The organism is Rhodococcus sp. CX (assembly GCF_015865005.1).
Classification (GTDB): Bacteria; Actinomycetota; Actinomycetes; order Mycobacteriales; family Mycobacteriaceae; genus Rhodococcus.
In genome coordinates this window covers 1-12520 of record NZ_JADZGH010000201.1, presented here as the reverse complement: position 1 = coordinate 12520, position 12520 = coordinate 1, and the positions used below count along the sequence as shown (strand labels likewise).

11 protein-coding genes are annotated in these 12520 nt (G+C 68.6%); 5 read left to right on the top strand and 6 right to left on the bottom strand.

The annotated features are described in order from the left end of the window. On the top strand, positions 1 to 469 hold a 469-nt coding region (locus tag I0Q12_RS33465; protein WP_231611172.1), incomplete at its 5' end, for a GMC oxidoreductase. A gap of 79 nt (positions 470 to 548) precedes the next feature. Here the strand turns inward: I0Q12_RS33465 and I0Q12_RS21585 are convergent. Together I0Q12_RS21585 and I0Q12_RS21580 are read right to left on the bottom strand one after the other, a co-directional pair. Further along, positions 549 to 2015 carry an FAD-dependent oxidoreductase gene (locus tag I0Q12_RS21585; protein ID WP_197254550.1) on the bottom strand — a complete coding sequence of 489 codons (1467 nt, stop codon included), beginning with the start codon at positions 2013 to 2015 and terminating at the stop codon, positions 549 to 551. 26 nt (positions 2016 to 2041) lie between these two features. Then, positions 2042 to 2890: an LLM class F420-dependent oxidoreductase gene (locus tag I0Q12_RS21580; RefSeq protein WP_197254548.1), complete on the bottom strand. Its 849-nt coding sequence runs from the start codon at positions 2888 to 2890 to the stop codon at positions 2042 to 2044. Between the two features lie 263 nt (positions 2891 to 3153). Here I0Q12_RS21580 and I0Q12_RS21575 point away from each other — a divergent pair, with 263 nt between their 5' ends. After that, a complete protein-coding gene (locus I0Q12_RS21575; protein ID WP_197254547.1) occupies positions 3154 to 3804 on the top strand; it encodes a TetR family transcriptional regulator in 651 nt (216 codons plus the stop codon). A 66-nt stretch (positions 3805 to 3870) separates the two neighbouring features. Here I0Q12_RS21575 and I0Q12_RS21570 read toward each other — a convergent pair whose 3' ends face one another. After that, entirely contained in the window at positions 3871 to 4710 is an 840-nt protein-coding gene (locus tag I0Q12_RS21570) for a hypothetical protein (protein ID WP_197254545.1), read from the bottom strand. A 241-nt stretch (positions 4711 to 4951) separates the two neighbouring features. Between I0Q12_RS21570 and I0Q12_RS21565 the strand changes: the two genes are divergently transcribed. Then, positions 4952 to 5158: a hypothetical protein gene (locus tag I0Q12_RS21565; protein ID WP_197254543.1), complete on the top strand. Its 207-nt coding sequence runs from the start codon at positions 4952 to 4954 to the stop codon at positions 5156 to 5158. A 7-nt stretch (positions 5159 to 5165) separates the two neighbouring features. Here the strand turns inward: I0Q12_RS21565 and I0Q12_RS21560 are convergent, their stop codons facing one another. The 3 genes from I0Q12_RS21560 to I0Q12_RS21550 all read right to left on the bottom strand — a co-directional run bounded on the left by I0Q12_RS21560 (position 5166) and on the right by I0Q12_RS21550 (position 10200). After that, on the bottom strand, positions 5166 to 6170 hold the full coding sequence (locus I0Q12_RS21560; protein ID WP_374068758.1) for a YbhN family protein: 1005 nt from the start codon (positions 6168 to 6170) through the stop codon (positions 5166 to 5168). Between the two features lie 221 nt (positions 6171 to 6391). After that, the gene (locus tag I0Q12_RS21555; protein ID WP_197254540.1) at positions 6392 to 7825 is read right to left on the bottom strand and encodes an HAD-IB family hydrolase; all 1434 of its coding nucleotides are present in this window, start codon (positions 7823 to 7825) and stop codon (positions 6392 to 6394) included. After that, complete coding sequence (locus I0Q12_RS21550; protein ID WP_197254539.1) at positions 7822 to 10200, bottom strand: glycerol-3-phosphate 1-O-acyltransferase; 2379 nt, start codon at positions 10198 to 10200, stop codon at positions 7822 to 7824. Before I0Q12_RS21550 ends, I0Q12_RS21555 begins: the two co-directional genes overlap by 4 nt. A gap of 183 nt (positions 10201 to 10383) precedes the next feature. On the opposite strand from I0Q12_RS21550, the gene I0Q12_RS21545 reads away from it, so the two are divergent. Together I0Q12_RS21545 and I0Q12_RS21540 are read left to right on the top strand one after the other, a co-directional pair. Beyond that, positions 10384 to 11853, top strand: a complete 1470-nt coding sequence (locus I0Q12_RS21545; RefSeq protein WP_248673566.1) for a bifunctional aminoglycoside phosphotransferase/ATP-binding protein — start codon at positions 10384 to 10386, stop codon at positions 11851 to 11853. A 62-nt stretch (positions 11854 to 11915) separates the two neighbouring features. Further along, positions 11916 to 12520 (top strand): VIT family protein (locus I0Q12_RS21540; RefSeq protein WP_374068756.1); only part of this gene is annotated, 605 nt, incomplete at its 3' end.

The following is a 12520-nucleotide window of genomic DNA, read 5'->3' as shown; positions in this document are numbered from 1 at the left end:
CCGGGACTTCGACAACCCGGCGGGCGCGTTGACGATCGTGACCGGCCCGGTGCCGTTCCCGGTCGATCTGGGCACCACCTCGGTGATCGGCTTCGGCACGGTGAAGGGCCTCGGCCGCTGGCACTACGACGCCTCGCGCGACGACGCGGTGCTCACCTGGGACCAGGCCTACGACCGTGAACTGACCCGTGCGATCGAGGCGCGGATCCGGCAGGTCGCCGGCCCGGCCGCGATCCTGCTCGACGTGAACGCGTTGGACGTCAACACGTTCCACCCGCTCGGCGGCGCCACGTTCGATGCGGTGTGCGACGAAGCCGGCCGCGTGCACGGCCAGCGCGGTCTCTATGTCGTGGACGGAGCGAAGATTCCCGGCTCGACCGGAGCCTGCAATCCGTCCATGACGATCGCCGCGCTCGCCGAGTTCGGCGCCGACGACATCGTCCGCCGCGACCTCGGCGCCGTCTTCTGACCGGTGACGGGTGCCTCGCTGTCGCCCGAGTGTCGTCGAGCGGCAGAGAGGCACCCGTTGTCCGCAGGTGCGGGGTGCGTCAGCCCTTGGCGGCGGAGATGCCGGCGCGGCGGCCGAAGAAGCTGCCGTCGCCCAAGGAGGTTCCGCTGGCATACCCGCCGGCACACACACCGGACGTGCAGCGACCGGCCGCGAACAGACCGGGGATCGGCTCACCGGAGACGTGCAGCACCTCCGAGTCGACGGTGGTGCGCAGGCCCCCGAGCGTGAACCCGGCCGTGAAGTTGCGCAGGTCCAGCGCGGCGACCGGGGTGCCGATGGGCTTGACCCACTCGCTCTTCTTGCCGAGGACCGGATCCTCCCCGTTCGCGGCATGCCGGTTGTACACCTCGACGGTGGCCTGCAGGGTTCCGGCGGGCAGACCCATCTCCGCTTCGAGTTCCTCGACCGTCTCGGCCACCCACTTCGGCGGGTACCGGAAGTACGCCGTGGAACTCTGTGTGGCGCAACCTTCTTCGTAGGCCGCCTCGTCGATGACGAGGAAGGACTGATTACCGTTCTCGAAGAGGGTGAGCTGCCCGATCCGGCCCGGGTAGGTGTCCTCCGGGACGTACCGCTGCCCGCGGGCGTTGACGAGGATGCCGCGCGCCAGGAGCTGCGGGTCGCCGAAGAACGCGACCTCGGTGGCGTCCATGTGCGCGACGTCGGCGCCGAGGGCCTGTGCCATGCGGATACCGCGGCCGTCGTGCTCCTCGACCGCGGCGCCGGGCCGGCCGATCAGCCGCGGCGCGTACGCCTCGACCATCTCCTTGTTGTAGGCGAAACTGCCCGTCGCCAGGACGACGCCGCGACGCGCCCGCACGTGCAGGTCCTTGCCGTACCGCTTGGCCGAGATACCGACGACGCGCCCGGTGTCGTCGACGATGAGGCGCTGCACGCGCACGTCGTATTCGGCTTTGACACCGAGCTTTTCGGCGGTCTCGGTGAGCGGCTTCATGATCATGTAGCCGCCGCCCTGCTCGCCGGTGCGCTTGTTGCTCATCTGCGGCACGTGTCCGCGTGGCGCCGGCGTCGCGATCTCGTTGAACGGCGCCGCGTTCTCGCCACCGGAGTACATCAGCCCGTCGTCGCCGGGGATCTCCCAGCCAGGTTCACCCCAGAAGCTCTCCTTGAACACGACGCCGTTCTCGACCAGCCAGTTGTAGTGGTCGACGCTGCCCTCGCAGTATTCGGTGAGCTTTGCGTCGTCGGTACCGGGGCCGAGTGCCGCCGCCATGAAGGCCTTCATGTTCTCGGGGGTGTCCTCGAACCCCAGCGCCTTCTGCAACGGGGTGCCGCCGCCGAGGTACAGGATGCCGCCCGACAGCGAGGCCGCTCCGCCCCAGCCGCCGGTGCGTTCGAGGACCAGGACATCGGCGCCGGCGCGCGCGGCCTCGATGGACGCGCAGACACCGGCGATCCCGTTGCCGGCGATGACGACGTCGGCCTCGAAATCCCAGGCGGAGATCTCCTCGGCGCGCAGGGGGTGCAGGGGAGTAGAGGTCATTGGTGATCCGTTCTGGTCGTGCGGTCTCAGTATTCCGCGATCTGGGTCGCGAGGCGTTCGATGTACGCGAGGACCTCGTCCTCGGTGCGGTCGGGCAGACCGAAGACCACTTCGGTGACACCGACCTCGCGCCACACGCGCAGTTCGTCGAGGTCGGGCCGGCCCGCCAGGGCGAGAACCTCGGGGCTGCCTTCGCGTCCGGCCTCGGTCCACATCTTCTGCAGGCGCAGGACGTGCTCGTCGATGTTGCGGTCGCGCGGCGTGGTGATCCAGCCGTCGGCGGAGCGGACGATCCACTCGAAGTTGCGGTCGGTCGGGCCGGCGCCGAGGAGGATCGGCGGCCGCGGCTGCCGGACCGGCTTGGGCCACGCCCAGCTCGGGCCGAATTCGACGAATTTGCCGTGGTATTCGGCTTCCTCCTGGGTCCACAACGCTGCCATCGCCTCGAGGTACTCGCGCAACGCGGTCCGGCGCTTCTTGGGGTCGACCCCGTGATCGGCGAGTTCCTCGGCGTTCCAACCGAATCCGACACCGAGGGCGACGCGGCCGCCGGAGAGGTGATCGAGGGTCGCGATCGTCTTGGCCAGGGTGATCGGATCGTGCTCGAGCGGCAGCGCGACCGACGTGCCGAGCCGGATGGTCGAGGTGACCGCGGCGGCGAGGCCGAGCGTCACCCACGGGTCGAGGGTGCGCATGTAGCGGTCGTCGGGAAGGGTCGCGTCGCCGGTTCCGGGATGCGCCGATTCCCGGTTGATCGGGATGTGGGTGTGTTCGGGCACGTAGAAGCTGTCGAAGCCGTGGGCCTCGGCGGCTTTCGCGGCGGAGTCGGGGCGGATGCCGCGATCGCTGGTGAACAGGGTGATGCCGTGGCGCACGGTGCTCCCTCTCTCTTCCGGTGACTGCAAGAAATGTAACGCGTTCTACCTTTCCGGGGAAGGACTTTATGGACAGGTGTCTGATTTTGTGTCCGACCGCGGCATTCACCCTGGTCGGTGGGCGGCGGGTGCGCACTCCGGGTTCCCTCTCAGTGGGACGTGCGCTGCCCGGCCCGGGGCCTCGAGGCAGTGTCGTCGAGTGCGGAAGGCCGCGGAAACCGCTCCACTACGCTGGTTCGGTAGACCACACGGAAGGTGACGTGATGCCGAAGGAGCCGACGACGGGCCGAGCACAGCCGACGAGGGCGGACGGGCCGCCGGGTTCCGGACTCAGGCCGGCGCAGCGTGCCCGGTACGACCGCATCATCGCCTCGGCGAAGGAACTCGCCACCGAGGGCGGGTACGACGCGGTGCAGATGCGCGCCGTCGCGGAACGCTCGGGAGTCGCGCTCGGCACCGTCTACCGCTACTTCCCCTCGAAGAACCACCTGCTGGTGGTGGCCACCCTGCAGATGTTCGAGCAGTTCGCCGAGCAGTTCGACGTCGAGCACACCCCCGGTTCGTCACCGCGGGAACGGGTCATGTGGGTGCTGCACGGCGCGCTGGCGCAACTCGAGCGCGAACCCCGGCTGTACGACGCGCTGGTGCGGGCTTCGATGTTCGCCGATTCCTCGTCGGCGGCCGAGCTGGACCGGCTCGGCAAGGTCATCACCGGCATGTACGCGCGCGCGGCGGGGATCGAGACGATCACCGAGGAACTGGAGAACGCGGTCCGCATCATCACCGATGTGTGGATGTCGAGTCTGGTGAGCTGGGCTGCGGGACGGCAGACGGCGGAGCAGATGATCGCGCACATGGACACCGCGGTCGGGCTGGTGTTCTCCCGGCTGGAGCGGTTGCAGAAAGCGAGCTGACCCGGCCCCACGGAGGGTGGGACCGGGTCGGGTGCTGTATGGGGTGAGTGGTGTTGCGCCCCGGTGCTATTCGGCTGCTGCCGGGACCTCGACGATGCCGACGGTCGGCAGGAAGAAGCACGACGTCTCGCCGTTGGTGACCGTGCCGAACACGGCCGCGAGGACCGTGCCGGAACCGGTGTCGACCGGCGCGACGCGGGCCCCACCGAGTGGGACGGCGCTCGAGAAGAACTGCGCGATGGCACCGGCAGCGAGCGACTTGAACTGGTCCGGAACGGAGTCCGGGACCGCTGCAGCCGCGGCCTCCCCGATCGTGCCCATCGGGACGAAGCCGCCCTTGAAGGTGCTGACGTTGAACCACGCCACCTGCATGCCGGTCGTGTTCTCGCCGTCGCGTTCCATCCCGGCCGGGACGAACGCGAACAGCGTCTGTCCGGCGTCGACGGCGTTGATCTTCAGATCCTTCAGCAGCGGGATCGGAGCCAGGTCCGGCCACGGTCCGGGGACTGCGCCCGCGACGGCGGGGGCGATGCCGAGCGGCAGGCCGCTGTCTTCGTTGCAGAACGGTGCGCCGGTCGGATACAGGAACGGCTCGATGCCGAGTTTGCGCAGGAACTCGATGGCGTCCTGGTAGGCGGAGACGGGGTTCGCGTCGGCGACATCGGTGACGCCGCCGCGTGCACCGGCGATGGCTTCCGCCGCGGCGACCGCGGTGGGGTCCGCACCCGCTGTGCTGTGCAGCGCGTCGAGCACCGCGGGCAAGGGGGTCACGACGGGTGCCGGCTCGGCGGCAGGGGCGACGGGGTCCGCAGACGCAACGGTCGGAAGGGCGAGCGCGACGGCGGCTGTGACGGCGGCGGCCGCACTCGTCAGACGCATCCGGTGACGGGTGGTCCTGCGTGTCATGAACTGCTCCTGTGCGTGTCGGGACGGTGGTCGTCCGCACCCCCAAACTCTAAAGTCTCAAGTGATAGTTGAGGGTACTGGAGACAGCAGACCACACCGGACGCGGGAAGGCGAACCCGCCGCGCGACTGTGTTATCCAAACGAAATGTCGTGTGTGCCCGAATCGGAACGGCAACGATCATCGTGGAGAGGACCGCGGAGAGGACACTGAAACCAGGGGATTCTTCACCTGGAGTGGGTCATGGGAGCTTTGAAGGGTTTGCTCGGCGTAGTGGTGGGACTCCTGACCGCCGTGCTCGGCACGGTCGTAGGAGTGCTCGCGGCGGTGGTGTGGTTGCTCGGGGCAATCCTGTGCGTGACGATCCTCCTGCTGCCACTCGGAATCCCGGTCATCAGGCTCGCCAACCGGCTGTTCGGACTGGCGGGGCAGCTCATGCACCTTCCCTGACCGTCGCTCAGTCGTCCTTCCACAAGGTGCCCAGATCGGGGCCGGGCTCCTCGTCCGCCGGTGCACCTCGATAGCGCAGGGCGAACACGATCCATCCGATGACCGCGATCATCAGGAAGCTGATCAGCCGGTACACCACGACGGCCGAGAGGGCCTGCGCGCCGGTCATGCCGCTCGCGGTCAGTGCCGGGACGAGCACCGCGTCCATGACCCCGAGCCCGGCGGGCAGCAGCGGGATCGCGCGGCTCGCCGCGGTTCCGGCCGCGTAGGCCACCGCAATACCCGCCAGGCTGGGGGTGCCGCCGATCGCGTACGCCGCGAACGCCAGGCACGCGCCGTCGCACAACCAGTTGAGGATCGACCACGAGAACGCACGCAACGTGTGCGGGCGGTCCAGCTGGACGGCGCCCAGCTGGTCGACGATCCGTTTCCAGGCCCGCACCCACGTGTGTTCCGGCTTCTTGCGCAGCCGGTTGAAGCCGCGCAGCGCGATGATGCCGATCGATTCGAGCGATCCGGGATTGCTCGCCGCGTACTGCACGAGCACGACGAATGCTGCGAACCCGCCGATCGAGAAGATCAGGGAGAACGGGTTGGTGGTCGCACCGACGAGCAGTGCGCCGACGAGACCCAGCAACGCGAGGCCCGCGGCCTGCAGCAGGCCCGCCATCACCAGCTGCCAGGTCGCGACCACCGGGCTCGCGCCCCACTTGCGCATCTGCCGATACGTGAAGGTCGTGCCGATGACCGGACCACCGGGAAGGGTGACGCTCATCGAGTTCGCGGCGTAGGACACCGACAGCGACTGCCGCTGCGTGACGGTGACAGCGGCAGCGGACAGCAGGGTGCGCTGCACCCGCGCGAAGCTCGACATCTCGAGAAGCGACGCCCCGATCGCGGCCACGACCCACTGCCAGTGCAGGTCGCCGAGGGACTTGACGCTGGTCGACAGTTCCGGCCAGATCAGCACCACCTCGACCGTCAGAACGACGACGAGCACGACCCCGACGATCCACTTCAGGTATCGCTTGTGAGCCGGTCTCAGGCCGTTGCCGTTCTCGGAGTCGGTGTCGGTGCCGTTGTCGCTGTCCGCGGTGGCACCGTCGCTGCCGCGCCCGGCGCCGTCCCGGCCGCTGCTGTCGTCCAGCCCGCTGCCGTTGTCGCTGCTGTTCCGGTCGTCGCGGTCCCCGTCGTTGTCGTGAGGCTCGCCGGACTCGGTTTCACTCATGCTCGTCATGCGTCTGTCGGCCAGTGGGCGAGGGTGTCGCGGTAGAGGTCCTCGACGGCCCGGATGTGTTCGTCGAGGTTCTCCGGCTTCCAGTCGCTGACGTCGATCGGTTCGAGGACCGCGACGTCGACGGTTCCGGATCGCAGCAACGTGGAGTGCTTCCACAGAATTTCACCGGCGTTGCGGATCACCACCGGCACGATCGGTACGCCGGCCTGCATCGCGATGTGGAATGCGCCCTTCTTGAAACGCCCGATCTCGGGAGTCAGCGAGCGGGTGCCCTCGGGGGCGATGACGACGGACGTGCCGCCGCGCAGAGTGTCCACGACCGGGCCGAGGGCGGCCTTCGCCTGATCGGTGTTCTGGCGGTCGACGAACGTCGCACCGACGAAACGCAGCAGCGGCCCGAACAGGGGGTCGTTCGCCATCTCCTTCTTGGTGACGCCGGTGAAGTCGTGCCGCAGGACCTTCGCGAGGATCACCGGGTCGAGCTGGCTCTGGTGGTTGAAGATGAACACCGCCGGACGCTGTGCAAACGCGTTGGACTCGCCGTGCACGCGTACGTCGATGCCGGCCAGCGCGAGGGAGACGTCCGAGCCGATCCCGAACATCGAATCCAGTGCGACCTTCTTGCTTCGGTTCACGAGGCCGAGCCCGATGCCGGTCCACACCGATCCGAACAGGCCGCCGTAGGCCGCAGCGGTACGGACCAGTTCCTTGACGCCGGGTGTGCCGCGCGGCCGGAACTGCAGGATCGGCCACTCACGTTCGAGTGCGATCTTCGTGAGGGTGCTGTCCGGGTTCGTGGGAGTCGGATTGCCCATCGTGGCAAGGAAATCGACGTCCTCGCCGCCGTTCGAGTAGGTGTAGCTCGCGGCGCGGTCGATGTCGTGTTCCTCCGCGAATGCGATCGCGGCGGCCGCTTTCCCGCTGCGCCACAGTGACTTTCCGTCGACCTTGCCGGTCAGTACCCCGTCCTTGACCTCGAGCGGCGTGAACAGAATGTGCTCGACACCGAGCGCGTCCGCCGACGCCTGGATCTGGTAGCGGGACGCCGACGAAGCGATCACGACCGTGTGCCCTGCCTCCTGGTGTGCCCGGATCAGTTGCCACGCTTCGGGATAGATGTGTCCGGCGATCGTCGACGCGAACAGCCGCCGCCCGATCTCGTACAGCTCGTCCTCGGTATGCCCGCCCCACGCCTTGAACGCGATCGCCACGAACCGTTCGAAATCGGCTTCGCTGTCGGTTCCACGCAATCCGTTGAGCATCGTCCCGGCCAGTTCCGCGGCGCTGACCTTCCCGGCGAGCAACCGGTCCCGGAAGAAGTGCAGTCCCGAGAATCCGTGCACGATGGTGCCGTCGAAATCGAAGAGCGCTGCGACCTGCGGTCCCTGCGGCCCCGATCGGACCCGATCCAGTGCCTGCTCGATGTTCACCGATCCGCCTTCCTGTTCGACACGTCGAGGGACTCCGCGAGCTGGACTCGCTCACCGACCGCGAGAAGATCCTCGGCGAACGCGCGGCGCCGCTCGCGGATCTCCTCGCCGCCGATCTCGAGCAGACCACGATTTCCCGCCAGTTGCAGCGCGGTCGCGAACAACTCCGACGATACCGATTCCGGTCCGTACAACCGGCCCTGGAGCAGCATCTGGGTACCCACCGCCACGCACTCGTCGAGGAACGCCTTGCGGTCCAGCTTCAGCGTCGGGTCGCGCGGCACCAGCCGTTCGGCGACCACGAGCTGGGCGTCGAAGAACGACCGCAGCGTGCGGTGCACCATGAAGAACCCGGTCTCGATGAGCGCGTTGAGCGCGTCCTGCGGGGATCCGGGCAGCTCGTCGCTCCAGTCGGCGACCAGCAGCGCCAGTTCGTCGCGCATCTGGGCTTCGAAGGTGTCGCGATCCGGGAAGAAGAACTCGAACTTGAGCAGATCGCGCAGCTTCTTCGCTTCTTCCCAGGCGGACGTGACGGGGTTCTCACCCGGATGCTGGTGCGCGTAGAGGATTGCCAGCTCGAGGATCGATCGGTTGACGAACCAGTGCACGCCGCTGTTGCGGTAGAACGCGGCGACCAGGTGCTGGCCGGGCTGGATCGAATAGATCGGTTCCTCGCCGCCGGCATAGGTGGTGACCACCCCCGCGTCGGTGAGCGAGTCGAGCACCCTCGCGAGCCCGCCCTCGACGTCCAGGACGGACAGTTCACCCTGCGGCACGTCACGGGCCTCGATGTACCGGCGTACCGGGGCGATCACCGCCCGCACCTCTTCGAGCGTGAGCGCGCGGTCGCGCACCCCCAGCAGCGCGAAGGTCACCAGGCAGTTCACCGTGATCGGGGTGGCACAGTTGATGCCGACCGCGACCTCGAACGCGACCTTCTGCAGTGCCTTCCGGGTCCGATCCAGATGCTCGGTCTCGTCCCGGGCGGGCTCGGACAGCGCGGGGTCGCCCCCGGAGGTCAGGAGTTCGCGCATCGACAGGGGCGCCCCGAACCGGACGTACACGTTGCCGGCGCTGCGCCGCTGGCTGCGTGCGTACCGGGCCAGCCAGGTCAGGCCCTCCGGCTTCTTCGTCGCACCGGTCTGCTCGGCGGCGACGGCGGCCACCTCGGCGAGTCCCTCGTAGGTGATCGACACCGGCACCAGCGCCGCGTCCTCGACGCGGCCGGTCCGGATCGCGTTGGCCACGTAGTTGAGGAGCCCGTACCTGGGCGCACGCAGTTTGCCCGTGCGGGTGCGTCCGCCCTCGAAGTACCACTCCAGGTTGAAGCGTTTCGTCAGCAGATACGCGAAGTACTCCTCGAGTGCCGCCTTGTAGACGGCGTCGTCACCGAAGCTGCGGCGGATGAACACGGTGCCGGTGCGACGCGCGATCGGGCCGATGGGCCAGAACGTCAGATTCGCCCCGCCCATGAGGTGATTCCGGGGGAACTCGTTGTTGGCGAGGATGTCCCCGAGCACGAACGCATCGGCGTACGAGCGGTGCGACGGCAGGAACACCAGCGGCCGCCGCCGGTTGAGTTCACGCAGTGCCCTCAGTCCCGACTCGTCCGCCCGCACACTCCACGCCGACGAGTGCAGGGGGCGCATCGCCTGCGTGAACAGGTCCGTGACCAGGCGGGACTGCACGGCGACGAGTTCGCCGAGGACGGCACGGGCGCGCGTGTCGACCTCCTCCCGGGGGAGGTTGTGCTCGTCGGCGATCGCGTCGAGCCTGCGGCGGAACGACCTGGAATCCATGATCTGCTCGGCCACGAGCCGCGGCACCTTGTAGCGGTCGCCGATGACGGCCCGCTCGGCGCGTTCGAGCGCGACCACCGCGCGCCGGACGATGTATCGGGCCAGCGAGTCCGGTGCCGGATCACCGACGTCCGCGTGCAGCGACGAACGCAGGTCGCTCAGCCGTGCCGGTTCGGCCACGACGATGCGGTGCCGGTCCGGGGACCGGCCGACGAGCCACTGCTGGATCAATCGGTTCGGGTTGCGTGGATTGGTCAGCGCCAGAATGTCGGAGAACCGCACCCGGCGGGCACCGTCGCGGGCGGAAGGCAACCACACCACCTTCACCGGCACGATGAGCGGATCGTCGGTGCGCGGCACCAGTTCGGTGGTCAGGATCCGGGAGTCGAGGTCGACAACCGCGGGGGTGGGGTCCGCCGAGTATTCGGCGGGAAGACCACCCGAACGTATCCAGCGGGTGATCAGATCCCGTTCGATCGACGTGGTGGCCGCGGCGACCACCACGGTCGGTCCGCTCGATGTTTCTGATGCCCCCGCACCCGATGTCCCCGAGCCGCGCTGCTCGTTCACGCTCATGCCTCCCCGTCTGCGGTACCGCCCCACACAGCAAACTACCGCGTGAACAGGGCTCTGCTCGGTACAACGACACGACGGAGCCGCTGCTCTGGCGTCGCCGGGCGAACGGGTGCACGCTGAGGCAAGGTTGATCACGACGCGCTTCCACAGCGGAGGTGGCCCGTCGGGAACGGAGGGAAGACGGTGTCCGAGACCGGCCCGTACGCGCAGATCCGGGAGACCCACACGTCGGTGGTGTTCTTCGTCGGTGATCGGGTGCACAAGATGAAGAAGCCGCTCGACCTCGGTTTCCTCGACAACCGCACCCGCGCGGCGCGCGAGAGCGTGTGCCACCGCGAGGTCGATCTGAACCGGCGGCTGGCGCCCGACGTGTATCTGGGGGTCGCCGACGTCCACGGCCCCGACGGGCAGGTCTGCGAGCATCTCGTCGAGATGCGGAGACTGCCGGACGAGCGTCGGCTGGCCGCGCTCGTCGCCCGCGGGGAGAACATCGACACGGTCGTCGAACAGGTGGCCCGGCAGGTCGCCGGGCTGCATGCCGCGTCGCCGCGGGATCCGGCCATCGACCGGTGCGCGAGCGTGGATTTCCTGACGGACCTGTGGCGCCAGAGCCTCGACCATCTCGAGCGGCTTCCGGTCGGGATCGACGCCGCCGGGCTGCTCGCGCGGATCCGTACGTCCGCGAACCGTTACCTGGAGGGGCGGGCGCCGCTGTTCGCGGCGCGCATCGCCGACGGCCGTGCCGTGGACGGGCACGGGGACATGCTCGCCGACGACATCTTCTGCCTCGACGACGGTCCGCGGATCATCGACTGCCTCGAATTCGACGACGAACTGCGTTACGGCGACGGTGCACTCGACATCGCGTTCCTCGCGATGGACCTCGAACGGCTCGGCGCTCGCGAGGCCGCACACCGGCTGCTGAGCGCGTACGCGGAGTTCTCCGGGGACGCGTGCCCCGCCTCGCTGATGCACCACTACATCGCCTACCGGGCGCTGGTGCGGGCCAAGGTCACCGCGCTGCGTCACGATCAGGGAGACGCGGCGTCCCGGGAGGTGTCGCTCGGGCTGCTCGACCAGGTGGCCCGCAATCTCGACCGTGCCCGGGTCCGGCTCGTTCTCGTCGGCGGCCTGTCCGCGACCGGCAAGACCACCGTGTCGCGGCTGATCGGGACGCATCTCGACGCGGTGGTGCTGCGCAGCGATGTGATCCGCAAGGAACTCGCGGGTCTCGATCCGGCCACCGACGCGACCACCGACGTCGATTCCGGGTTGTACACGCGCGAACACACCGACGCGACATACGCCGAAATGCTGCGCCGCGCGCGGATCGCGCTGTCGCTCGGCACGTCCGTGGTGCTCGACGCGACCTGGCTCGTCGAGTCGCGGCGCGGCGAAGCACGGCGGCTCGCGGACGAGGCGAGCGCCGACGTGATCGAGATCGAATGCTGCGCAGACCCGGCAGTTCTGTTGCGCCGCATCATTTCCCGACGTGAGCAGGGCGGTGACGCTTCCGATGCGACACCGGCGGTTCTCGACGAGCAGCTGCATCGCCGCGAGGAGTGGCCGTCCGCGCAGGTGATCGACACGACCGACGGCACGCTGCCCGACACCGAACGCCTCGAGCGTATGGTCGGTCCGGGCCCCTGGTGACGCGAGGTGAGGACAGCCTCGCATTGCTACCGCGTTGTGTCGCATGGTTCTAGCCTGACGAAGTGTCGACTCGTGAATCCACTCACCGCCCCATCCGCGAACCTCACGGAACCGGTACCGCGGCGAAGCTGAACTGGCTGCGCGCGGGTGTCATGGGGGCCAACGACGGTATCGTCTCCACGGCCGGTCTCGTCGTGGGCGTCGCGGCCGCGACCACCGAGGTGTCGGCGATCCTCACCGCGGGTTTCGCGGGTCTGTCGGCGGGTGCCGTATCGATGGCGCTCGGCGAATACGTCTCGGTCAGTGCGCAACGCGACACCGAGCGGGCCCTGCTGCGCCTCGAACGACGAGAGCTCGAGCAGATGCCGGAGGCGGAACTCGAGGAGCTGACCGGGCTGCTGCAGGCCAAGGGCCTCGAACCGGACACCGCGCGCGCGGCGGCGAAGGAACTGACCGAACGCAACGCGCTGGCCGCGCACGCGGAGGTCGAATTGGGCATCCACCCGGACGAGCTGGCGAATCCCTGGGTGGCGGCGCTGTCGTCGGCGGTGTCGTTCATCGTCGGCGCGCTCGTGCCGCTACTGGTGGTGGTGCTGCCGCCGGAGCATCTGCGCATCCCGATCACGTTCGTGTCGGTGCTCGTGGCGCTGGCACTCACCGGGACCGT